The organism is Polaromonas sp. P1_F2, from assembly GCF_056405735.1.
This window is the reverse complement of record NZ_JBFUBN010000004.1, coordinates 197,511-218,329: the sequence shown is the minus strand read 5'-3', so window position 1 is coordinate 218,329 and position 20,819 is coordinate 197,511. Positions and strand designations below refer to the sequence as shown.

The 20,819-nt window shown below is 63.5% G+C and carries 23 protein-coding genes; 6 read left to right on the top strand and 17 right to left on the bottom strand.

Annotated features, from left to right (window positions below; all coding sequences use genetic code 11):
* Positions 1-4: 4 nt before the first annotated feature.
* Complete coding sequence (locus AC1D0O_RS10690) at positions 5-916, bottom strand: proline dehydrogenase family protein (protein WP_477653500.1); 912 nt, start codon at positions 914-916, stop codon at positions 5-7.
* A gap of 301 nt (positions 917-1,217) precedes the next feature.
* Positions 1,218-1,889 (bottom strand): FadR/GntR family transcriptional regulator, encoded by a 672-nt coding sequence (locus AC1D0O_RS10685; protein WP_477653499.1) that lies wholly within the window; start codon positions 1,887-1,889, stop codon positions 1,218-1,220.
* 280 nt (positions 1,890-2,169) lie between these two features.
* On the opposite strand from AC1D0O_RS10685, the gene AC1D0O_RS10680 reads away from it, so the two are divergent.
* The gene (locus AC1D0O_RS10680) at positions 2,170-3,039 is read left to right on the top strand and encodes a fumarylacetoacetate hydrolase family protein (RefSeq protein WP_477653498.1); all 870 of its coding nucleotides are present in this window, start codon (positions 2,170-2,172) and stop codon (positions 3,037-3,039) included.
* A 164-nt stretch (positions 3,040-3,203) separates the two neighbouring features.
* Here the strand turns inward: AC1D0O_RS10680 and AC1D0O_RS10675 are convergent, their stop codons facing one another.
* Together AC1D0O_RS10675 and orn are read right to left on the bottom strand one after the other, a co-directional pair.
* Positions 3,204-5,141 (bottom strand): DEAD/DEAH box helicase, encoded by a 1,938-nt coding sequence (locus AC1D0O_RS10675; RefSeq protein ID WP_477653497.1) that lies wholly within the window; start codon positions 5,139-5,141, stop codon positions 3,204-3,206.
* A 375-nt stretch (positions 5,142-5,516) separates the two neighbouring features.
* Positions 5,517-6,080, bottom strand: coding sequence for an oligoribonuclease (gene orn, locus AC1D0O_RS10670; RefSeq protein WP_477653496.1), 564 nt, complete (start codon positions 6,078-6,080; stop codon positions 5,517-5,519).
* Positions 6,081-6,115: 35 nt separating this feature from the next.
* Here orn and AC1D0O_RS10665 point away from each other — a divergent pair, with 35 nt between their 5' ends.
* Genes AC1D0O_RS10665 through rsgA form a run of 3 tightly spaced genes read left to right on the top strand, consistent with a single transcriptional unit; the run spans position 6,116 to position 8,702 of the window.
* Positions 6,116-7,405, top strand: a complete 1,290-nt coding sequence (locus AC1D0O_RS10665) for a M48 family metallopeptidase (RefSeq protein WP_477653495.1) — start codon at positions 6,116-6,118, stop codon at positions 7,403-7,405.
* Positions 7,402-7,722: a 4a-hydroxytetrahydrobiopterin dehydratase gene (locus AC1D0O_RS10660; RefSeq protein WP_436157846.1), complete on the top strand. Its 321-nt coding sequence runs from the start codon at positions 7,402-7,404 to the stop codon at positions 7,720-7,722. The genes AC1D0O_RS10665 and AC1D0O_RS10660 overlap by 4 nt, the downstream gene beginning before the upstream one ends.
* Positions 7,719-8,702 (top strand): ribosome small subunit-dependent GTPase A, encoded by a 984-nt coding sequence (gene rsgA / locus AC1D0O_RS10655; protein ID WP_477653494.1) that lies wholly within the window; start codon positions 7,719-7,721, stop codon positions 8,700-8,702. The genes AC1D0O_RS10660 and rsgA overlap by 4 nt, the downstream gene beginning before the upstream one ends.
* Positions 8,703-8,727: 25 nt before the next feature.
* On the opposite strand, the gene AC1D0O_RS10650 is transcribed toward rsgA, so the two are convergent.
* The 6 genes from AC1D0O_RS10650 to rpsP all read right to left on the bottom strand — a co-directional run bounded on the left by AC1D0O_RS10650 (position 8,728) and on the right by rpsP (position 12,939).
* The gene (locus tag AC1D0O_RS10650) at positions 8,728-9,756 is read right to left on the bottom strand and encodes a CobD/CbiB family protein (protein ID WP_477653493.1); all 1,029 of its coding nucleotides are present in this window, start codon (positions 9,754-9,756) and stop codon (positions 8,728-8,730) included.
* Between the two features lie 135 nt (positions 9,757-9,891).
* The gene (locus tag AC1D0O_RS10645) at positions 9,892-10,599 is read right to left on the bottom strand and encodes a CoA pyrophosphatase (protein ID WP_477653492.1); all 708 of its coding nucleotides are present in this window, start codon (positions 10,597-10,599) and stop codon (positions 9,892-9,894) included.
* 81 nt (positions 10,600-10,680) lie between these two features.
* A complete protein-coding gene (gene rplS / locus AC1D0O_RS10640) occupies positions 10,681-11,046 on the bottom strand; it encodes a 50S ribosomal protein L19 (RefSeq protein WP_436157850.1) in 366 nt (121 codons plus the stop codon).
* A gap of 143 nt (positions 11,047-11,189) precedes the next feature.
* Positions 11,190-11,969 (bottom strand): tRNA (guanosine(37)-N1)-methyltransferase TrmD, encoded by a 780-nt coding sequence (gene trmD / locus AC1D0O_RS10635; RefSeq protein ID WP_477653491.1) that lies wholly within the window; start codon positions 11,967-11,969, stop codon positions 11,190-11,192.
* 84 nt (positions 11,970-12,053) lie between these two features.
* Positions 12,054-12,662 (bottom strand): ribosome maturation factor RimM, encoded by a 609-nt coding sequence (gene rimM / locus AC1D0O_RS10630; RefSeq protein ID WP_477653490.1) that lies wholly within the window; start codon positions 12,660-12,662, stop codon positions 12,054-12,056.
* 25 nt (positions 12,663-12,687) lie between these two features.
* Positions 12,688-12,939, bottom strand: coding sequence for a 30S ribosomal protein S16 (gene rpsP / locus AC1D0O_RS10625; RefSeq protein WP_436157853.1), 252 nt, complete (start codon positions 12,937-12,939; stop codon positions 12,688-12,690).
* A gap of 198 nt (positions 12,940-13,137) precedes the next feature.
* On the opposite strand from rpsP, the gene AC1D0O_RS10620 reads away from it, so the two are divergent.
* Both AC1D0O_RS10620 and AC1D0O_RS10615 read left to right on the top strand, forming a co-directional pair.
* The gene (locus AC1D0O_RS10620; RefSeq protein WP_477653489.1) at positions 13,138-13,674 is read left to right on the top strand and encodes an N-acetyltransferase family protein; all 537 of its coding nucleotides are present in this window, start codon (positions 13,138-13,140) and stop codon (positions 13,672-13,674) included.
* Between the two features lie 7 nt (positions 13,675-13,681).
* Entirely contained in the window at positions 13,682-14,155 is a 474-nt protein-coding gene (locus tag AC1D0O_RS10615) for a hypothetical protein (protein WP_477653488.1), read from the top strand.
* Here the strand turns inward: AC1D0O_RS10615 and AC1D0O_RS10610 are convergent, their stop codons facing one another.
* The 7 genes from AC1D0O_RS10610 to AC1D0O_RS10580 form a co-directional block, all read right to left on the bottom strand.
* Positions 14,156-15,193, bottom strand: a complete 1,038-nt coding sequence (locus AC1D0O_RS10610; RefSeq protein ID WP_477653487.1) for an inorganic phosphate transporter — start codon at positions 15,191-15,193, stop codon at positions 14,156-14,158. It abuts the gene before it with no gap.
* A gap of 17 nt (positions 15,194-15,210) precedes the next feature.
* Positions 15,211-15,858, bottom strand: a complete 648-nt coding sequence (locus AC1D0O_RS10605; protein ID WP_413327724.1) for a DUF47 domain-containing protein — start codon at positions 15,856-15,858, stop codon at positions 15,211-15,213.
* Between the two features lie 371 nt (positions 15,859-16,229).
* The gene (locus tag AC1D0O_RS10600; protein ID WP_436157857.1) at positions 16,230-16,592 is read right to left on the bottom strand and encodes a DMT family protein; all 363 of its coding nucleotides are present in this window, start codon (positions 16,590-16,592) and stop codon (positions 16,230-16,232) included.
* A gap of 22 nt (positions 16,593-16,614) precedes the next feature.
* The gene (locus tag AC1D0O_RS10595) at positions 16,615-17,577 is read right to left on the bottom strand and encodes an AEC family transporter (protein ID WP_477653486.1); all 963 of its coding nucleotides are present in this window, start codon (positions 17,575-17,577) and stop codon (positions 16,615-16,617) included.
* A gap of 61 nt (positions 17,578-17,638) precedes the next feature.
* Complete coding sequence (locus AC1D0O_RS10590; RefSeq protein WP_477653485.1) at positions 17,639-19,729, bottom strand: TonB-dependent receptor; 2,091 nt, start codon at positions 19,727-19,729, stop codon at positions 17,639-17,641.
* An 82-nt stretch (positions 19,730-19,811) separates the two neighbouring features.
* Complete coding sequence (locus tag AC1D0O_RS10585; RefSeq protein WP_477653484.1) at positions 19,812-20,186, bottom strand: hypothetical protein; 375 nt, start codon at positions 20,184-20,186, stop codon at positions 19,812-19,814.
* 37 nt (positions 20,187-20,223) lie between these two features.
* Entirely contained in the window at positions 20,224-20,796 is a 573-nt protein-coding gene (locus tag AC1D0O_RS10580; RefSeq protein ID WP_477653483.1) for a DUF3299 domain-containing protein, read from the bottom strand.
* Positions 20,797-20,819 lie beyond the last annotated feature (23 nt).

Here is a 20,819-nt window from a genome sequence, read left to right as displayed (position 1 = left end):
GCGCTCAGCGCATCAACAAGGCGCGCAACAGGTAGCCCGCGATGCGCGGATTTTCCTTGATGCGCCGCATGCTGTAACCGTACCAGTCCTTGCCGCAGGGCACGTAGATGCGGACCGCATAGCCTTCGGCCAGCAGGCGATCCCGCAGGCCTTCGCACACGCCGAGCAGCATCTGGAACTCAAACGCGGTGGGGGCCACGCACCGGCCACGTGCCAGCGCGATCACCTGGTCCACGAGTTCCTCGTCGTGCGTCGCGACGCCGACAAAGGAACCGCTGTCAAAGCAACGAGCGACCTGGCGCAGGAAGTGCGGGTTGATCGCGCGCCGGTCGTGCCAGGCGCCTTCCACAAGATGCTCGCGCGCCTCGACATAGATGCCTTTGCAGATGCGCAGGTTTTCACCCGCGCCAAGCAGCGGGCCGATATCGTCGTCAGTTCGCTTGAGGTAGGCCTGCAGCACCAGGCCGACATTGGTATATCCGCGCTTTTTCAGGCGCAGCAACAAGTCAATCTCGCGCTGTGTGCAGCTCGCGTCCTCCATGTCGATGCGCACAAACGTTGAGCTCGCCTTCGCTGCGTCGAGCAGGCGTTCCAGGTTGCGCTCGCAATGGGCGGCGTCGAGCAGCAGGCCCAGCGCGGTCGGCTTCACCGAGATGTTCGCGCGCAGACCGTCACGCGCGATCGCTTCGAGCACCTTGAGGTATTCACGCGTTGTGTCGTCGGCTTGAGACAGTGATTCGACGGTTTCGCCCAGGACGTCGACAGTTGCGGAGAAACCCGCGGCATTGAGCGCTGCGATGCGGTTGATCGCATCGGCCACGGTGTCACCGGCGATATAACGACGCGAGACCTTGCGGATCAGCGCACGCGGCGCCAGCGGGATGGCCGAGGCCACCAGGGTATTGAACAGGGACATGACGGTTTCCAAAAAATGAGTTGAACGTGACCGTGCGAACGATGCGGGATCGTCGCGAATGAAAAAAGGCGGTCGGAATCAGGCACCCGGCCTGGGTCGGTCCGGCGGATGCGGGCAGTGCTTCAGCCTTGCGTCAGGACGGGTGTCCGGGCGCGCGGAAGCAAAAAATCAGTTTTTTGAAAGAGGAGGCCAGGCGGCTGCGTGCATGTCGATGTGTTTTTTTCGAGAGGCGCCGGACCGCCGGCGCCGCCATCGCATCATAGCTTCAGCGGCTGCGCTAGTGGCCGCGCTAGTGGCCGCGCTAGTGGCCGAGCATATTGGTGCGCACATGCACCAGGTGCGCTACGCAGAGTTCGCGCGCACGCTGCGCGTCTCGCTGCTGCAGCGCCTCCACCAGGCTGCGGTGCTCGCGCTGGTAATCCAGCCGGCGCTCTGGCGTGGCGCTGCGGCGCTTGAGCATGCCCCACTCGGCGTCGGAGCGCGCCTGGTTCATCATGCGAAAGACGCCGGAGATAAAGCTGTTGTGCGCGGAATCGGCGATGACCTCATGCAGCAGGCTGTCCCAGCGCTCGAAGTCTTCCAGCGTGGTGGCCGCTTCGGCCTTGGTGCAGCATTCGTGCATGCGCTCGAAGTCGGCTGAGTTGGCATTGCCTATGACCATCTCGATGATCGCCGGCTCAAGCGCCAACCGGGCGCTCATGAGTTCGGCCGGGCTGGCCGAGCGCGCCGGCCCGCCTTCAGCCATGGCGGCCAGCGATTCGGCGATGTGCGCGCTGACGTAGGTGCCGCTGCCTACCGTCTGGGTGATCAGGCCCCGCTCCTTCAAACCTGCCAGCACGCGGCGGACGGCCGCGCGGCTCAGGCCGCTTTGCTCGCTGAAGCTGCGCTCGGTCGGAATGCGGTGGCCCGCGCGCCATTTACGCGACTTCAGGTTGTCGAGGATGGCTTCCTGCAGGGCTGTTGCGCTGTTCATGGGCTGGGTCGAGGTGGTGTGAACAGGGAAATGGAGGATCGGTCCCGATGATAGTGGCCTGTGATTGAAGACCGCATGATTCGTCAAATTGGTTTCAATTGGTTTATCTACATTTTCTTGCAAATTACGCACGATTAATAGGAGTATTTTCTCGAAAAACCACGTTGAACTTGCACTGCGTGGTTGCACATTGGTAGCTCTTGGTTCTACGATGGCCCAGATGAAAAGGCCGCAAAGAGGCCTCACCAAAGGCCGACATGGCCCACAACAGGAGACAAGATTGCGCATCGCGACTTTCCAGTACCAGGGCCGGCGGCGCGTCGGCCTCGTGTCAAATGACGGCCAGGGCGTCACGCCGTTTGACCTGACGCCCGAGCAGGCGCGCACAGGCGCATTGCCGCTCATCACGGCCGGCGGCGACGTCTCGCAAGCCGCCTTGCAAGGCAGCGGAACCATCGCCATCAGCGCTGTCAGGCTGGAAGCACCTCTGCCGCTGCCGCGCCGCAATATCTTTTGCGTGGGCCGCAACTACCACGCCCATGCCAAGGAACTGTCGGCCTCGGTTTTCAAAGACAACAACGCCAACCCTGAATCCTGGCCCATCGTCTTCACCAAGGTGCCGGAATGCGTGGTCGGGCCGCATGACGACGTGGTGCTGCCGATCGGCGTATCGGAGCAGATCGACTATGAATCGGAGCTCGCCGTCGTCATCGGCAAGGGCGGCCGCAACATCTCTCGCGCGGAGGCCATGGAGCATGTGTTCGGCTATACCATCGTCAACGACGTGACCGCGCGCGACGTGCAGATGCGCCACCAGCAATGGGACCTCGGCAAGTCCTTCGACACCTTTTGCCCCATGGGCCCGTGGATCGTCACGGCCGACGAGCTCGACGGCACGCGCACCCGCGTGCGCGGCTGGGTCAACGGCGAACTGCGCCAGGACGGGCAGACCACGGACCTGATCTTCGACATTCCGACGCTGATCGAAACCTGCTCGCGCGGCATCACCCTTTACCCGGGTGACGTGATCGCCACCGGCACACCGGCCGGCGTGGGCATGGGCATGACACCGCCGCGCTACCTCAAGGCGGGCGACGTGGTGCGCGTCGAAATCGACGGCATTGGCGCGATTGAAAACCGTTTTGTGTGAATGGGGTTTTGAGCGCGCGCTGGTCGTGAAGGAGACAGGTACCAAGGGCGGATAAGCCCCAGGTCGCGACGCAGGCCATTGCCGCCCATAAAAAAAGCCGCTGCAGACTCGAAGTCTGCGGCGGCTTTTTGCTTCGCCGTTGCGGCGCGATGCTTATCTAAGCATCAATCGCGGAAGGGCTTGGAGAACTTGCCGGGTTTCTTGGCCGCGTCACGGGGCACAAACACCTTGCCTGCAGGCTTGGCGAAACCAGGCTTGCGGTTGGCGAAGTCGGGGCGCGGCGCGAAACCTTCATTGCGGGAAGCAAAGCCCTCGTTGCGGGGGGGGAAGTTGCGGTCGTCACGCTGGGCGAAGCCGGCGTTGTTGTTGCCGCCGCCGAAGCCGCGGTCATCCTGGCGGCGCGGGCCGCGGTCATTGAAGCCCGAACGGTCCGCGTAGTTGTTGCCGCCTTGCGGTGCGGGAGGACGGCCCTGGAAGGCGCCGCGGTCACCGCCGCGATCGCCACCACGGTCATCGCGGTTGTTGCCAAAACCGGCAAAGCCGCCGTTGCCGAAACCACCTGCTGGCTTGCGGCCGGCATAGCCGCCACGGTCACCACCGCCGCCGCCGAAGCTGCGGCCGCCGCGGTCACCGCCGAAATTGCCGCGTGGGCGATCGGACGTGGGGGCGAAACGCTGCTGCGGCTCCAGGCCGGCGATCACGCTGGGCTTGAGGTTTTGCTGCATGTAGTGCTCGATGTCCTGGATCTTGCGGCGGTCGCGGAACTCGGCGATCGTCACAGCCACGCCTTCGCGGCCGGCACGGCCGGTGCGGCCGATGCGGTGCACATAATCTTCGGCTTTCATGGGCAGGCCGTAGTTGATCACGTGGGTGATGGTGGGCACGTCGAGGCCGCGGGCGGCCACGTCGGTTGCCACCAGGACTTGCACGCGGCCGTCACGGAAAGCCATCAGGCGGCGGTTGCGCAGGCCTTGGCCCAGCGCGCCGTGCAGCGCCACGGCGCTGAAGCCTTCTTGCACCAGGTCGTTGGCCAGGCCGTCGCATTCAACCTGGGTGCTCGCAAACACGATGGCCTGGTTGATGGTGGTGTCGCGCAGCAGGTGATCCAGCAGCTTGCGCTTGTGGGTCATGTTGTCGGCCCACAGCAAAGACTGCGTAATGGACGCATGCTTTTCGTGCGGCGAGTCGATTTCGACGCGCTGCGGCGTGCGCATGACGCGGGTGGCCAGTTGCATGATGCGGGGCGCGAAGGTTGCGCTGAACATCATGGTCTGCTTGCGCTCGATCGTGAGCTGGTTGACTTCGGTCAGGTCGTCGGCAAAACCGAGGTCCAGCATGCGGTCGGCTTCGTCGACGACGAGGAACTGCACCTGGTCCAGCTTGATTTGCATGCTGCGCTGCAAATCGAGCAGGCGGCCGGGCGTTGCAACCACGAGGTTGGCGTTCTGCAGCTTGGCGATTTGCAATTGGTAAGGAATGCCGCCAACAACGTTGGCAACGCGCAGGCCGCGGCAATGGCGAACCAGGTCGATGGCGTCGGCGCAAACCTGCTGGGCCAGCTCGCGCGTGGGGCACAGGATCAGCGCGCCGGGCGTGGCGGCCTTGAAGTTGCGGGGGCTGGTCGGGTCTTTGCGCTTGGGCTTTTTCAGCGGGGTTTCGCCGCGGGCGACGGCTTCTGCGCTCAGGCGCTCAAACTCGGAGCGCTCAAAGCGCTCGGCTTCTTCCTGTTGCTTTAGCAGGGTGTGCAACACGGGCAACAGGAAAGCGGCGGTCTTGCCGCTACCGGTCTGGCTGGAAACCAGCAGGTCGGTGAACTTGGTGGCCTTGGGGTCAGCGTCCAAGGCTTGCATGGCCTTGGGGATGGTGGCCATCTGCACGGCGGTGGGCTTGGTGAAACCCATGTCGGCGACAGCCTGGAGCAGTTCCTTGGCCAGGCCAAGCGCTACAAAACCGTTGGGCTCGGCCACGATGGCGTCGAGCGAAGTTGGAGTTGCTTCAAGCGCATCGGAAAAATCCGGAGCGGCGTTGAAACCGGTGTCGATGTTGTCGGCGGCAATGGCTTCGGGCAAAAAGTCGCCACGTGCCTCAAAAGAGTCAGTCATGTGTTTCTCACTAATCACCTGTCCGCAGCGCTTTTGGCGAAGGAACAGGAAACTTCACCTCCCGCGATGCGGAAGGCTTCGTTCATGGTTAATAAAACATCAACCATCAAACGAATATGCAGCTTGGGTAGCGAGCGATCAACAAGGATGTTGGTGCTGTACCCGAAGCGGTGACTCCGTTGTGGAGTCCAAAAGTGTGAGGTAGATGTACAAATGCAGCGCACCCAGTGCAACTGCAAGCCCACGATTATAGCGCGCTTTACGGGTTTCTACCAGTCTCATCTTGTTTCTGTGGCATTTGCGCTTGCACGTGCTCTCGTTTCAGGAGCATCGCGGGCAATCCCAGCCTCAAGAAAACGCAAACCCCCGGGGAAATCACTTCAGGAAGTGTTCCCGATAATGCTCTAGTTCGTCGATGGATTCGTGCACGTCGGCCAGCGCCGTATGGCTTTGGCGCTTCTTGAAAGCGCTGTAGACCTCCGGCCGCCAGCGTTTGGCCAATTCCTTGAAGGTGCTGACGTCAACGTTGCGGTAATGCAGAAAGGCCTCCAGCTTGGGCATGTACTTGACCAGGAAGCGCCTGTCCTGGCTGATGGTGTTGCCGCACAGGGGCGAGACTCCCTTGGGCACATATTGCGCCAGAAAGGCCAGCAGTTGCGCCTCGGCATCCGCCTCGCTCACCGTGCTGGCCTTGACCTTGTCGATCAGGCCGCTGCGCCCGTGCGTGCCCTTGTTCCAGCTGTCCATCTGGTCCAGCAATTCGTCGGTCTGGTGGATCGCCAGGACCGGGCCCTCAATGCGCGGCGTGAGCTGCGGGCCGGTGACGATCACGGCGATTTCAATAATGCGTTCTTTTTCCGGGTCCAGCCCGGTCATTTCGCAGTCCAGCCAGACGAGGTTCTGGTCTGATTTTTTGAGTGTGGTTTCAATTTCGGGCATGCTCCGATTCTCGCTGATCGCCTAAACTGCCCGCTATGACCGACTATTCGCTTGTTTTCACCGGGGTGTTCTCGGCCGTGCTGGTGCTGGGCCTGCTGGCCAAGTTCTACCTGGCTTCGCGGCAGATCCGCCACGTGGCGCGCCACCGCGGCGCCGTGCCCGCGGCATTTGCCGGCACCATCTCGCTTGAAGCGCACCAGAAGGCAGCCGACTACACCATCGCCAAGGCCCGCTTCGGCATGCTGGAGATGGCGTTTGGCGCCGCCGTACTGCTGGGCTGGACCCTGTTGGGCGGTATAGACGCGCTGAACCAGGCGCTGGCGGGCTCCAGCCTGGGCGCTTACGGCACCCTGCTTCCCCAACTGGCCCTGCTGGGCGCCTTCGGCCTGATCAGCGGTGTGCTGGATTTGCCCTTCACGCTGTACAGCACCTTCCGCATCGAGGAGCGTTTCGGCTTCAACAAGATGACGTTCAAGCTCTGGCTGGCCGACCTCGTGAAATCCACGCTGGTGGGCCTGGTCATAGGCCTGCCCATCGTGGCGCTGATCCTGTGGCTGATGGGCAGCGCGGGCCGCCTCTGGTGGCTCTGGGCCTGGGGTGCCTGGATGGGCTTCAACCTGCTGGTGCTGGTGCTCTATCCCACCGTCATCGCGCCCATGTTCAACAAGTTCAAGCCGCTCGAAGATGAAGCGCTGAAGGCGCGCGTGACGGCCCTGATGCAGCGCTGCGGCTTCGCGGCCAAAGGACTGTTCGTCATGGACGGCAGCAAGCGCTCCGCGCATGCCAACGCTTACTTCACCGGTTTCGGCGCGGCCAAGCGCGTGGTGTTTTACGACACCCTGCTCAAGCAGCTGAACCCCGGCGAGGTCGATGCCGTATTGGCCCATGAGCTAGGGCACTTCAAGCACAAACACATCATCAAGCGCATCGTCTCCATGTTCGCCATGAGCCTGGCAGGCTTCGCGCTGCTGGGCTGGCTGTCGTCGCAGGTGTGGTTTTACACGGGCCTGGGCGTGCGGCCCAACCTGAATGGCGCCAACGACGCGCTGGCCCTGCTGCTGTTTTTGCTGGTGGTGCCGCTCTTCAGCTTTTTTATCTCGCCGCTATTCGCCCAGTTCTCGCGCAAGCACGAGTTCGAGGCCGACGCCTATGCCGTCGCCCAGACCGACGGCAAGGACTTGCAGAGCGCGCTGCTCAAGCTCTACCAGGACAATGCCAGCACATTGACGCCCGACCCGGTGTTCGTGAAGTTCTATTACTCACACCCGCCAGCTTCCGAGCGGCTGGGCCGCATGACCCCCTCCCTTGAAAGCGCCGCGACATGAGCAACCCCATTCACCAGAACCGCCGGGCCCTGAGCGCCACCGAAATCGTCACGCAGCTGAGCAAACTCAACGGCGAGCAAGCCCTGGGCTGGCGCCTGATCGACGGCTCCCTGGAAAAAACCTATAGCTTCAAAAACTATTACGAGACCATCGCCTTCGTGAACGCGCTGGCCTTCATCGCCAATGCCGAGGACCACCATCCAGACCTCGCGGTGAGCTACGGCAAATGCACGGTGCGCTTCAACACGCATGATGTGGACGGCGTTTCCGTCAGCGACTTCTTCTGCGCGTCGAAGGTAGACGCCCTGCTGGCTTGAGCAAACCGTCGCGCCCCGCCGCTGCCCCCATGGCGGGCACGCAGCCGGGGCTGGTGGTTGCCGGCTTCGGCCGTCACGTGCTGGTAGAAACCGAGGCCGGCGAGCGCCTGATCTGCCACCCGCGCGGCAAAAAAAGCCAGGCCGTGGTCGGCGACCGCATCTGCTGGCTGCCTTCGGAAGACGAGGGCACCATCGAAAAAATCGAGGAGCGCCGCAACCTGTTTTATCGGCAGGACGAGATGCGGACCAAGTCCTTCGCGGCCAACCTGGACCAGGTTCTCATCCTGATCGCCGCCGAGCCCGAATTCTCGGAAAGCCAGTTGACCCGCGCCCTGATCGCCGCCGAGGCCGAAGGCATCACGCCCGTCATCGCGCTGAACAAAAGCGACCTGGGTGAGCCCTTCACGCGCGCATGGGCCAAGCTGGCCCCCTACCGGACCATGGGCTACCGCATGCTCTCGCTCGCGATCAAGCCCAAAGCGGAAGGCTGCAGGCCGGCGAACACCCAGGCCGCGGAATTGCAGGAGCTGGTCGAACTGCTGCGCGGCAAAAAAACCCTGGTGCTGGGGCCCTCGGGCGCCGGCAAAAGCAGCCTGACCAACCTGCTGGTGCCCGGGGCACGCGTGCTGACCGCCGAAATCTCGCAGGCCCTCAACTCAGGCAAGCACACCACCACCAGCACCACGCTGTATTGGGTGGACACCGGCGACGGAAACACGCGGGCCACGGCACTGATCGATTCGCCGGGCTTCCAGGAATTCGGCCTGCACCACATCGAGCCCATGCGCCTGGCCGGCTACATGCCGGACCTGAAGATCCACGCCCAGGACTGCAAGTTCTACAACTGCACGCACCTGCATGAACCGGGCTGCGGCGTGATTGCCGAGGTCAATGCGACCGACCACATGAGCAGTATCAGCGCCAACCGCTATCGACTGTACAGCGAGCTGTTCGCGGAGCTCTCGCAGAGCCGTTATTGAGGGAAGCGTTGGGGCGGCGTGCCGCTCAACCGAGCAGGCGGGCCAAGGTGAGCAAGGCCAGCAGCACCATCCAGAGCACCACGGAGCGCCACACCAACCCCACGATGCTGCGCAGGTGCGCGACTTCAGGCTCGCGGCCCGGCGTGGCCTCAGTGGCGATGCCGTCTTCCGCATCAAGCCCGCCGGCCTGGAAGCCTTGGGAGCTGTCCGGTGAGAAGGTGGTCTTGAGCGCCTCACCGCCCAGGCGCACGTTGACGGCGCCGGAGGTGGCGGCCAGGATGATGCCGTCATTGCGGTTCTCGGAAGCCGAAGGCACATTCGCCGGGAGGCGCTGCGTATAGGTGCGCCAGGCGTCGATGGCGTCCTCAAAACTGCCGACGACCGCGAACCCCAACGAGGTCACACGCGCCGGCACATAGTCGATCACGCCCCAGGCGCGGCTGGCGGCCAGCTGCAGCGCCATGCTGGCGCCCTCGCCCGCCGCGGCGGCGGTTTTGCGTTTGTAGGCCCAGTAGCGCGAGACGAATTCGCTCATGCGATACAGCACCGCGCCCGCCGGCCCCAGGCCCAGCGCGGCCAGAACCGAGAACCAGCCCAACACGCCGAAGACGTGCCGATGCGCGGCCAGCACCGAATACTCGATAACGTGGCGAACGATTTCACTGCGTGGCAGTTCGCTGGCATCCACCTGGCGCCATTGGGCCAGCAGTTCGCGCGCCGTGGCCTCATCGCCGTCGTCCAGCGCGTCGCGGATGTCGGTGAAGTAGTGGCTGAACTGCCGAAAGCCCAGCGTGACGTACAGGATCGCCACGCTCCAGGCAAAAGCCAGCACGATGTTGATATTCCAGAGCAGCCAGTGGATCAGCATGGTGACCAGCGCCGGCACCATGACGGCGACCGTCCAGGCGATCCAGCCGTGGTGGGGTTTGCCGGCGTCCAGGCTGCGGTTGGTCCAGCGCGCCCAGCCGCGAAAGCCTGCATGGATCCAGTTGCCACGGGCCAGTGGCCGGGCCTGTTCGATGATGAGTGCAAACAAAACGGCAAAAAAGCTCATGCTGGAATCATAACTTGGCCCCCACGCTCCCCCACTGCGTGTGGGTCGCTGCCCCCCGAGGGGGCCGCTGCGCCTGCGGTCTGGCGAAGCCAGTCCCGCGGCCCCTGCTGGCCTAAAACCCGCCCCCAGCAACGCTCAAGCAATCAGAAAACGATACAGATTGCGCAGCATGCCGGCCGTCGCGCCCCAGATATAGCGCTCGCGGGCTTCGCTGATGTCGCTCTCGCCGGAAGGATCGGAGTAAGGCATGGACAGCCACTGCCGGATGACGCCGTCGAATTCGAACTCGTGGCGGCGATGGTGGGCGGGGTTCATCAGGTAGCCTAACGGCACCTCGAACACGTCGGCGACTTCACCCGGATTGGGTTGCAGCGCGAAGCCGGGTTTCACCAGTGCCACCACGGGCGTGATGATGAAGGCCGTGCCGGTGACGTAGGTGGGCAAGGTTCCCAGCACCTCCACGTGATCGCGCGGCAGGCCGATTTCCTCGTGGGCTTCGCGCAAGGCGGTGTCCACCGCGTCGCGGTCGGTGTCGTCGGTGCGGCCGCCCGGCAGGGCCACCTGGCCGGAATGCGTGGAGAGGTTGGTGGTGCGCTCGGTCAGCAACAGCGTCAACTCGTCGCGCATGACCAGCGGCACCAGCACGGCCGCCAGCGCCGGCGTGCGGTCGGTGAATTTTTTCTCAACGCTGTGTTCGGGCGTCCAGACCGGTGGATGCCGGAAGCGCTCGCGCAAGGCCTGCGCCGACAGCCGCTCCAGCGGCACGCCGGCCAGGTGGTCGTCAATGCCCAGCACCGGGATGCTGCGGGGGTCAAACTTGGGCAGCGGCTTGGAGGAGTTCATGAGAAGAGGAAGAGGAGCACAGCGTAACAGGCACAAAAAAGCCGCTCATTGAGAGCGGCTTTTTCAGGGGCCACGCTGCTTTTACGCAGCCTTGGCGCCCAGCTTTTCCTTGATACGTGCGGATTTGCCGCTGCGGCTGCGCAGGTAGTACAGCTTGGCACGGCGCACATCACCGCGGCGCTTGACTTCAATCTTGGCGATCAGCGGGCTGTACACCTGGAAGGTGCGTTCGACGCCTTCGCCATTGGAGATCTTGCGGACGATGAAGCTGGAATTGAGGCCGCGATTGCGCTTGGCAATCACCACGCCTTCAAAAGCCTGCACACGCTTGCGGGTGCCTTCAACCACGTTCACACTGACAATGACGGTGTCGCCAGGTGCGTAAGCGGGAATGGTTTTGTTGAGGCGGGAAATTTCTTCCTGCTCGAGGGTCTGGATCAGATTCATGATTTTTCCATCTAACTTTTTCGTTCATGCACGCGCTACGCTAAAGACCGCAAATCCATGGATTCATCCGAAGATGGTTCAGATGGTTGCAGTGGCCGCCAGAGGATCGAAAAGCCTTTGATTATAGCAAGCCAGGGCTTTGCTCAAGCGTCCTTGTCCGGGTTTTCGACCAGATCGGCCAGAAAAGCCTCGTCGCTTTCGCTCAAATGGCCACGTTCCCGCGCTTTTTGCACCAATTCGGGGCGTTCGTGTTGCGTCAAAGCCAGCCGCCGCTCGCGCCGCCAGCGCTCGATGTGGGCGTGGTTTCCGGACATCAGCGTGGCCGGCACCGGCTGGCCGCGCCAGCTTTCGGGCCGCGTGTAGTGCGGGCAATCCAGCAGTCCGTCGAGCGCCGGGTTGAAACTGTCGAACTGGTGGCTACCCTCATCGTTGAGTACGCCGGGCTGCAGCCGGGCCACCGCGTCCAGCAAGGCCATGGCGGCGATCTCGCCGCCCGACAGCACGAAGTCGCCCAGGCTGATCTGCAGGTCGACGTGGGTCTGGATGAAACGTTGGTCCAGCCCCTCGTAACGGCCGCAAACCAGCACCGCACCGGCGCCGGCCGACCAGCTTTCAACACTGGCATGGTCGAGCACCTTGCCTATGGGCGAAAACAGCACCGTGGGCACCTTGGGCGCACCGCCGGCGGCGCGGTCGGCGTGGATGGCTTGCAGGCACAGCGCGAGCGGCTCGGCCATCATCACCATGCCGGGGCCGCCGCCAAATGGCCGGTCGTCCACCCGGCGGTAATTGCCGTCGGCATATTCGCGGGGGTTCCAGAGCTTGACTTCGACCAGGCCCGATTCATAAGCACGGCGGGTGACGCCGCTGGCCAGGAAAGGCGCGAAGAGTTCGGGAAACAGGGTGATGACGTCAAAGCGCATGGAAAGGCTATTTTGCGCGAGCCGGGCGCTGAGGGGAAATGGGACGGGAAAGGCCCCGAAAGAGACCCCGGAAAGCGGCAGGCCTCAGTAGTCGGGCTGCCAGTCCACGGTGATGAGCTTCCCGGCGATGTCGACGGCGTCGACGTAGACCGAGACAAAGGGAATCATGCGTTCGGCGGTGGCGCTGCTGCCGTCTTCCTGCTGGGCGGTGTATTCCACGCAGAGCACGGAATGCGGGCCGGTGGCCATCAGATCGCGTACCAGCCCCAGGTCAACACCTTCGCGGTTAACCACTTTCAGGCCGATCAGGTCGACCCAGTAATACTCGTCCTTGGAGGCGGCGGGAAAGCTGCTGCGCGGCAAAAAGATGCGGGCGCCGCGCAAGGCCTCGGCGGCATTGCGGTCGTCCAGGCCGGTGAATTTGGCGACAACAGAATCGGAATGGACTTTGGCCTCGTCCACGCTGAGCGTGACGGTGCCGGAAAACAAGGTGAAACCCGGGCGGAATTTGGCGTCAGGCGCCTGCAAAAACCAGGATTTGGCCGCGAAAAGCGCTTCTGGATCGGTGCTGTGCGGCAGGATTTTCACCCAGCCCTTGACGCCCCAGGCATCCAGGATGCGCCCGACTTCGATGGCGTCGTCCGGCAGGCTTGAGGGTGTCAAGCCCGCGGACGGCGAGAGGCCGGGCTGCATCGAAACTTGAATAAGTTTCTGGAGATCAGGCGGCCTTGGCGGCGCCTTGCTTGACCAGGCGTTCCACGGTCGGGGACGGCTGTGCGCCGACACCGATCCAGTGGGTCAGGCGGTCTTGCGCAATGCGCAGGCTCTCTTCGCCACCTTTGGCGATCGGGTTGTAAAAACCGATGCGCTCGATGAAACGGCCGTCGCGGCGAACGCGTTTGTCAGCCACAACGATATTGAAAAAAGGACGGTGCTTGGAACCGCCGCGTGCAAGTCGAATGACGACCATGATTTATCCTTCGGGTGGTGGGGCTTACCGGTAAAGTAGATACCCCAATGTTCTGCAGCGCTTGAGACACACGACATGGCCACCCGGCCAGCGAATTGCTGCAAAGCCTGAGATTATAGCCTGCCGGACGGTTTTCCCGGAAATTCGCTCTTCTTCCCTGCCTTTCGCAGCCTCCAACCGCCCTGCGCGCCCTCCTCCATGCCCCTCATACGCCCCAGCCGCGACGAAGACATTCCCGCCATTACCGCCATTTACGGCCACCACGTGCTGCACGGCACGGGAACCTTTGAAACCGAACCGCCCAGCGTCGCCGATATGGCCACCCGCCGTGCCGACGTGCTGTCCAAAGGCCTGCCCTACCTGGTCGCCGAGCAGGACGGCCAGGTCGCCGGTTTCGCCTACGGCAACTGGTTCAAGCCGCGCCCGGCCTACCGGTTCTCGGTGGAAGACTCCATTTACCTGGCCCCCGACCAGCACCGCAAGGGCCTGGGCCGCGCCCTGCTGGCCGAACTACTGGCGCGCTTTGAAGCTGCGGGCATACGCAAGGCCATGGCGGTGATAGGCGACTCGGCCAATGCCGGCTCGGTCGGCGTACACCGCTCGCTCGGCTTCACCGAAGTCGGCACGGTCCGCTCCTGCGGCTGGAAATTCGGCGCCTGGCGCGACATCGTCATCATGGAAAAGACCCTGGGCGCAGGCGACACGCAGCCGCCGCCCGAGCAGCCCGCCGCATAATCGCCGCATGCAGACCGTCTCTTCCTCTCCCAAAGCCCCCAAAAACAAAACCCTGGCCGCCTGGCTGGCCTTCATCGCCGGCCAGCTCGGCGTGCACCGCCTTTACCTGTTCGGCCTGGGCGACGTCTGGGCCTGGTTGCACCCCATCGCCGCCGCGCTGGGCTGGTGGGGCGTGGAGCGCGTGCGGCAATACGGCCAGGACGACCACCTCGCCTGGGTGCTGATTCCCCTGCTGGGCTTCACCCTGGCCGGCACGGCCCTGACCGCGATTTACTACGGCCTGATGCCGACGGAAAAGTGGAATGCGCTGCACAACGCCGGCACACCGGCCACCCAGGCAGGCAACACCAACTGGCTGACCATAGGCGCGGTGGTGTTCGCACTGCTGTTCGGCACGATTTCACTGATGTCCAGCATCGTGTTCAGCTTCCAGCGCTACTTCGAATATCAAGTTGAAGAAGCGAAGAAAATATCCCAGTGATCAGAACACCTGCAGGCTGACCCAGTAGGCGATCGCCGCCACGAAGGCCGAGGCGGGGATGGTGAAAATCCAGGCCCAGACGATGTTGCCGGCCACGCCCCAGCGCACCGCCGAGGCGCGCTGCGTGGAGCCCACGCCGACGATGGCGCCGGTAATGGTGTGCGTGGTGGAAACGGGAATGCCCAGCGCGGTTGCCAGGAACAGCGTCAGCGCGCCGCCGGTTTCGGCGCAAAAGCCGCCAACGGGCTTGAGCTTGGTGATCTTCTGGCCCATGGTTTTCACGATGCGCCAGCCGCCGAACATGGTGCCGAAACCGATGGCGATGTAGCAGACGATGACCACCCAGATCGGCAGGTGCTCGGTGGTTGCCATCATCCAGACCGGCAAGCCCTGCACGTTGCTGGTGGTCGCGGCGATCAGCAGCAGCCAGATGATGCCGGCGGTTTTCTGCGCGTCATTGCCGCCATGGCCCAGGCTGTAGGCGCCCGCGGACACCAGTTGCAGCCGGCGGAACCAGCGGTCGGCCCGCGACGGCGTCGAGCGGCGGAACAGCCAGGCCACTGCCACCATCATCAGCGAACCCAGCAAAAAGCCCAGCAAGGGCGACACGAAAATAAAGGCCACCACTTTGAACACGCCCGATGCGATCAGCGCACTGGCACCTGCCTTGGCGATCACGGCCCCCACGATGCCGCCTATCAGCGCATGCGAGGAACTGCTGGGAATGCCGTAGAACCAGGTGACGATGTTCCAGGTGATGGCGCCCATCAGCGCGCCGAACACCACGTGGGTGTCGACCACGCCCGGCATCACGATGCCCTTGCCTATGGTCGCCGCCACGCTCAGGTGAAAGATGAAATACGCGAGGAAGTTGAAGAAGGCGGCGAACAGCACCGCCTGCCCCGGCTTGAGCACGCCCGTCGACACCACCGTGGCGATGGAATTGGCGGCATCATGAAAGCCGTTCATGAAGTCGAAGGCGATGGCCAGGAAGACCAGCAGGAACACCACCCACAGGGCGGCCTGTACGGTTTGCATGATTCAGGCGCCCGGGTTCAGGAGTTCTCGAGGACGATGCCCTCGATCAGGTTGGCCACGTCCTCGCACTTGTCGGTGATGGTTTCGAGCAGTTCGTACACCGCCTTGAGCTTGATGACTTCGCGCACGTCGGGCTCTTCGCGGAACAGCCGGCTCATGGCCGAGCGCATCACGCGGTCGGCGTCGGATTCGAGCTTGTCGATTTCCTCGCAGGTCTTGAGCGCGGCCTCGGCCGTCGCGGCGTCGCTGACTTTTTCGATCAGCGCCACGGCGTCCTGCAGGCGTTCGCAGCATTTGACGCTGAGGTCGGTCAGCCGCACGATGTCCTCTGTCATGTGGCGCACGTCATACAGCGCCATGGTTTCGGCCGAATCCTGGATCAGGTCGGCGACATCGTCCATGGTGTTGATGAGCTTGTGGATCTGCTCGCGGTCGATGGGCGTGATGAAAGTCTTGTGCAGTGCGCGGTTGACTTCATGCGTGATGCGGTCGGCGGCGCGTTCGGCGTGGTCGACTTCACGGTTGAAGGCTTCGCGCTTTTCCACGTCGCTGTAATTGGCGACCAGCTTCGAAAAAGCGTGGGCCGCCTCCACGATGCGTTCTGCATGCTGGTTGAACATCTCGAAAAAATTGCCTTCACGCGGCAGCAATTTGCCAAACAGCATGTTGTTTCCTCAGGAAATATGTCAAAAGTATGACGTTTTTGTGACTGCCGGGAGTTTAACCGTCTCGGATTTCGGGGCGGTTTGGGGGCTGGCGGTGGGTTTTCTGCTTGGGCTTGCTGGCCGGGGTTGCCCGGCGGCAAGTAACTTTCTTTTGCTTCGCCAAAAGAAAGTCACCAAAGAAAAGGCGACCCTGGTTGCTGCGTCCCTACGCTTCGCTACGGGCAACCTGCGGTGCTCGGTCCAGACGGGGTCTCGCTAAACTCGCCTTCGGCTCAAACAACGCGATCCCTGATCCGTCTGGACCTGCGCTCCTCGGCGCATCCACAAGGGGTAGGGACGGAATACCAAACAGCCGAAGACAAAACCGAATTTCAGGCGGAGCGGAAGATAAAGTAGACCGCACCCACCATGCACAGCGCCGCCCACAGGTAATCAAGCTTGAGCGGCTCGTTCAGGTAGAACACCGCGAAGGGCACGAACACGCTCAGCGTGATGACCTCCTGCATGATCTTGAGCTGGCCCACGCTGAACTGGGTGAAGCCTATGCGGTTGCCGGGCACCTGCAGCAGGTATTCAAACAAGGCGATGCCCCAGCTGATCAGCGCGGCGACGTACCAGGGCGAGGTCGCGAGGTTCTTCAGGTGGCCGTACCAGGCGAAGGTCATAAACACGTTGGACAGCAGCAGCAGGCCTATGGTCTGCGCCGACACCGGCAATGACTGGAGGAATTGCATCAAAAGGACTCCGGATTAGGCGTCAGCCGAAATGGCCGACCAGGATCAGCACCACGGTCAGCGTCACCAGGGCCAGCGCGGTGGAGACCACCACGCTGGCGGTGATCAGCTCTTCAGCGACCTTGTAGCGCTGGGAAAACAAAAACACGTTGGCGCCGATCGGCAGGGCCGAAGCCACCACCATCACCGCCATCGGCACGCCGCTCACGCCCAGCAGCCGGCAAAGGCCGAACACCAGCAGCGGGTGCAGCAAATTCTTCACCCCGGCCAGGGCCAGCGCCTGGCGCCAGTGCTCACCCACACGCGTGTTGGCCAGCGTCACGCCGACCAGCACCAGCGCCAGCGGGCCGAAGGCGGTGGCCAGCAGTTCCAGGGGTTTGTCGACGACGGCGGGAATCGTGAAACCGGTCTGCGCGAACAGCAGGCCGGCGATGATGGGCAGCGGCACCGGGTGCAGCAGCGCGTTTTTCACGGCCATCATCACGGTGGCCACCGGGTGCCGCGGCGCGCTCGTCACTTCATCGGTGGTGCCGAGTTTTTGTTCATGCGCCACCGCAAGCTCCAGCACCACGGTGGCGCTGGTCAGCAGCACCAGCGAATGCACCGAGACCAGCGTGAACAGCGTCACCAGGCCCTGGGGCCCGTACATCAAGCCTATCAGCGCGATGCCGATCATGACGGTGTTGGAAAAGGTGTTGGCTAGCGCCAGCACGGCGGCGCGGCGGTTGAAACCCTGCACCAGCAGGGTGCCGCCAAAGAGCACGATGACCGCCAGGAAGTAGGCCAGCACCGGCTTGAAATCAAGCTGCTCGATGCGCACCCGGCTCATGGTGCGAAACAGCAGGGCCGGCGTGAGTAGCAGGAAGATCAGGTTCGAAAGGTCCTTGATGGCATTCGCCCTGATCCACTGTGCCCGGCCGGCGAAAAAACCCGCGGCAATCAACAGCACAACCGGGAACAGGGACTCAAAGACAAGCTGGTTCATTGGCGCAATCTTAGCTTGCGAACCACTGCGCCATAGCTAGCCCCCTGCTCCCGGTGGCGGCCTAGAACGCCAGCTGCATTCCCACTTTCAGGCTGCGCCCCGGCAGCGGCGCCTTGGGGAATGCGGTGGTCGTCAGCACCGAGGCCGCGCTGTAGGCCAGCTGGTTGGTCAGGTTGTCCACCCTGGCGTACCAGAGGATGTTGCTGACGCCGGCTTTCATGCGGTAGGTGGCCGCCAGGTTCCACAGCGTATAAGCTGAAGTGGCGCGCTGGCCGGCGGCCACGCGGTTCTGCGCCATCGAATGGTCAAAGCCTAGGCTGCTGCCCCAGGGCCCGCTGGCCCAGATCAGGCTGGCGCCCAGGCGCGCCGGCGCGATGCGCGGCAGCGGCTGGCCGTTGCCGAGGTTGGTGGCGCGAACGACGTCGCCGCGCAGCGCCAGGTCCAGGCTGGACGCGCCTTCCACCAGGCGTATGTTGCCGCTGGCTTCCAGGCCCACGAATCGCGCGCGCACGCCGGTGTAGGCGAACTCCGGCAGCAGACCGTTGTCCGGGTTGCTGTCGTCCACGCCATCGCCATCCAGGTCGGCCGGGTTCAGCGCACCGTCTTCCTGGCCGTATTGGTTACCCGTGGCCAGCAGCCCGATGTAGTTCTTGAAGCGGTGCACATAGGCGTTGGCGCTAAAACTGTTGGCGCCCGACTTCCAGTTGGCGCCGAGGTCCAGGCTGGTCGACTTTTCCTTGCCCAGGGTCGGGTCGCCTGTTTCCCAGGCCTTGGTCGCCACGTGGGGGCCCTGGGCGAACAGCTCATAGTCCTTGGGCGCGCGTTCGGTGTACGCCAGGTTGCTGGTCAGTTGCCAGCCCGGCGCCGCATTCCACAGGGCGCCCAGCGCATAGCTGTGTGGCGTGAAGTCGCGCGTCAGCGGTGCGAAACGCGCCACCTGCGGATTGCCCAGCGACTCCACCTTGACCGACTCCAGCCGCCCGCCAAAACTGAGTTTGCCCCAGCCCGTGGCGTACTCTTCATAAGCGAACATGGCGTTCTGCGAAGTCTTGCTGTAGGGTGCGAAAGCCTCCGCGCCGTCGGCCGAGAAACGGTTGTTCTCGGCCTGGAAGCCGACCAGGCCCTCCAGGTTGCCGATGCGCGCATGCCGCGCCTCCAGCCGCACATCGCTGCCCTTGTTCTTGAACACGGTGCCGGGATTCGGGCCCTCAAACTCGGTGTGCTGGTAGTCGGTCTGGCTCAGCTGGCCCTTCACGCTGCGGATAAAGCCGCCCAAGTCGCGCACCTCGCCTTCCAGCGCCACGCGATTCGACTTCATGTCGATCGTCACGTCGTCTTCGGCCACCGTGCCGTAGTTGCTGCGATAGGTGCTGACCGACGCGCCCAGGTAGCCGTGGTCAAAAAACACCGAACCGCCGGCCGCGCCGCCGCGCACCTTGCTGTCCGAGTTGCAGATGCGGTTGGTGATGGTATTGATGCCGCCCTTGCCGCAGGCCAGGTCCGTCGGCACCTTCACGTCGCCGGTTTCGCGGTTGAACACGTCCACATGGAGGGCATAACGATTGTTGCCGCCTTCGAGCAGCACGCCGCTGCTTTTCTCGCGGTTGCCGCTGGCCAGGCCCAGGTCGACCTTGCCGCCCACGCCGCCCTTTTCATCGAACAGCGCCTCGCGCGGGATGCGGTTGTCGATGACGTTGACCACACCGCCCACAGCGCTGCCGCCGTAGAGCAAGGCGCCAGGGCCGCGCAGCACCTCGACGCGCTCGATGCTGATGGGATCGGCCGTCACCGCGTGGTCATAGCTCAGGCTGGAAGCATCCAGCGTCGCGCCGCCATTGCCCAGGATGCGGATGCGGTCGCCGTCCAGGCCGCGGATGATGGGGCGGCTCGCGTTGGGGCCGAAGTAGGTGCTGCTCACACCGGGCACCCCGTCCAGGGTTTCGCCCAGCGTGGTTTTGGCGCGCAACAGCAGCCCGGCACCCGAGTACTGCGCCGCGGGCACGATCAAATCGGTGGAACCGAGCGGGTTGCCGGTGACGGTGATTTCTTTCAGACTGGGCGCGGGCGCCGGCGAGGCGGTCTGGGCACTCGCCAGGCCGCAAGAGAGCGTTGCCGCGACGCAGAGCGCGTGGCTGATAAAAGGTGGTTTCATGATGACTCGCTGAATCGGGAAAAACAAAAAGAGCAAAGCTGCGCCTGGCCTGGCGGCCGGCACTAAACAAGCAGGGGAGAATTCAGCGAGTGAAAGGCGGGCCGCGCGCGTCGAACAGCGCCGCCCATCGGGCGAGTGCTTCGCCGCGGGAGATGTCAAAAGCCACGCTGGAAAGCACCAGCGGCAAACTCAGCAGGGGAAACGCAGGCGCCGCCTGGCCGTGGCTGGCCTGGTCGAACAGGCGGCAGTCCGAATCGCCGTCATGCGAGGAAAACAGCGAGGCCAGCCAGCCGCCCTCACCTTCTTCTTCGGCATGCGCAAGCGCGGAGTGTTCCTGCTGATGCTGATGGCCGTCGTGATGCACATTCGAATGCAAATGGATGTGCGCCTGCGGGCCATGCACCACCCCATGCATCACCCCCAGCAACTGCGCAAGCAGAAGCGCGGCGGCCAGCAACCAAACCAGGGTCCCGGCGCGACTCAACCCCCGGCGCTCACTTGACGCTGGTGGCATCAGTAATGCGGTAATAGAGGCCGTAGGAATCGTCATTGAGGACGAGGAAGCGCCCCTCCACAACCACCGGTTCCATGCTGTATTTCACCGGCGTCTTGGTCTTGACCTCGACCATGCTCTCCGGTCCGCCGGGCAGGCAGAAGGCGCAGGTCAGCGGCACCGACGACAACAGGAAATGTTTTTGTTTTTCGCCCGGGTCCAGCGGCATCATGAAACCCTGGATGCGCTGGGTCTTCTGGTTCAGCGCCATCTGGTCCAGGGTAAAAACCGGCAGGATGCGGTTCTTCTCGTTTTTGGTTTTCACCGCCGTCAGCACCGACCAGGGCACCACGTCGGTGCGGGCCGCCAGCGGCGGGAACGGGCTGTTGGCGCCATGCACGCCCGCACCTTGGCCCACCGGCAGGTCAAAACCCGGCGCCGCAGCAGCAGCCGGCTTGGCGCCGCCCGCTACCGGCGAAGACAAAGTCTGCGCCTGCAGGCCCGCAGCCGTGACGGACAGGCCGCAGGCCAGCGCAGCAGCGTGGCTCAGGCAATGGCGAAGGATGTGATGCATGCGGGACTCCTGGAGGTGTGGCG

Excerpts from the sequence above, each read along its gene's own strand:
- AC1D0O_RS10690 (WP_477653500.1), bottom strand. The coding sequence starts at position 916 with ATGTCCCTGTTCAATACCCTGGTGGCCTCGGCCATCCCGCTGGCGCCG.
- AC1D0O_RS10685 (WP_477653499.1), bottom strand. The coding sequence starts at position 1,889 with ATGAACAGCGCAACAGCCCTGCAGGAAGCCATCCTCGACAACCTGAAG.
- AC1D0O_RS10675 (WP_477653497.1), bottom strand. The coding sequence starts at position 5,141 with ATGACTGACTCTTTTGAGGCACGTGGCGACTTTTTGCCCGAAGCCATT.
- orn (WP_477653496.1), bottom strand. The coding sequence starts at position 6,080 with ATGCCCGAAATTGAAACCACACTCAAAAAATCAGACCAGAACCTCGTC.
- AC1D0O_RS10665 (WP_477653495.1), top strand. The coding sequence starts at position 6,116 with ATGACCGACTATTCGCTTGTTTTCACCGGGGTGTTCTCGGCCGTGCTG.
- AC1D0O_RS10660 (WP_436157846.1), top strand. The coding sequence starts at position 7,402 with ATGAGCAACCCCATTCACCAGAACCGCCGGGCCCTGAGCGCCACCGAA.
- AC1D0O_RS10650 (WP_477653493.1), bottom strand. The coding sequence starts at position 9,756 with ATGAGCTTTTTTGCCGTTTTGTTTGCACTCATCATCGAACAGGCCCGG.
- AC1D0O_RS10645 (WP_477653492.1), bottom strand. The coding sequence starts at position 10,599 with ATGAACTCCTCCAAGCCGCTGCCCAAGTTTGACCCCCGCAGCATCCCG.
- rplS (WP_436157850.1), bottom strand. The coding sequence starts at position 11,046 with ATGAATCTGATCCAGACCCTCGAGCAGGAAGAAATTTCCCGCCTCAAC.
- trmD (WP_477653491.1), bottom strand. The coding sequence starts at position 11,969 with ATGCGCTTTGACGTCATCACCCTGTTTCCCGAACTCTTCGCGCCTTTC.
- rimM (WP_477653490.1), bottom strand. The coding sequence starts at position 12,662 with ATGCAGCCCGGCCTCTCGCCGTCCGCGGGCTTGACACCCTCAAGCCTG.
- rpsP (WP_436157853.1), bottom strand. The coding sequence starts at position 12,939 with ATGGTCGTCATTCGACTTGCACGCGGCGGTTCCAAGCACCGTCCTTTT.
- AC1D0O_RS10620 (WP_477653489.1), top strand. The coding sequence starts at position 13,138 with ATGCCCCTCATACGCCCCAGCCGCGACGAAGACATTCCCGCCATTACC.
- AC1D0O_RS10615 (WP_477653488.1), top strand. The coding sequence starts at position 13,682 with ATGCAGACCGTCTCTTCCTCTCCCAAAGCCCCCAAAAACAAAACCCTG.
- AC1D0O_RS10610 (WP_477653487.1), bottom strand. The coding sequence starts at position 15,193 with ATGCAAACCGTACAGGCCGCCCTGTGGGTGGTGTTCCTGCTGGTCTTC.
- AC1D0O_RS10605 (WP_413327724.1), bottom strand. The coding sequence starts at position 15,858 with ATGCTGTTTGGCAAATTGCTGCCGCGTGAAGGCAATTTTTTCGAGATG.
- AC1D0O_RS10600 (WP_436157857.1), bottom strand. The coding sequence starts at position 16,592 with ATGCAATTCCTCCAGTCATTGCCGGTGTCGGCGCAGACCATAGGCCTG.
- AC1D0O_RS10595 (WP_477653486.1), bottom strand. The coding sequence starts at position 17,577 with ATGAACCAGCTTGTCTTTGAGTCCCTGTTCCCGGTTGTGCTGTTGATT.
- AC1D0O_RS10590 (WP_477653485.1), bottom strand. The coding sequence starts at position 19,729 with ATGAAACCACCTTTTATCAGCCACGCGCTCTGCGTCGCGGCAACGCTC.
- AC1D0O_RS10580 (WP_477653483.1), bottom strand. The coding sequence starts at position 20,796 with ATGCATCACATCCTTCGCCATTGCCTGAGCCACGCTGCTGCGCTGGCC.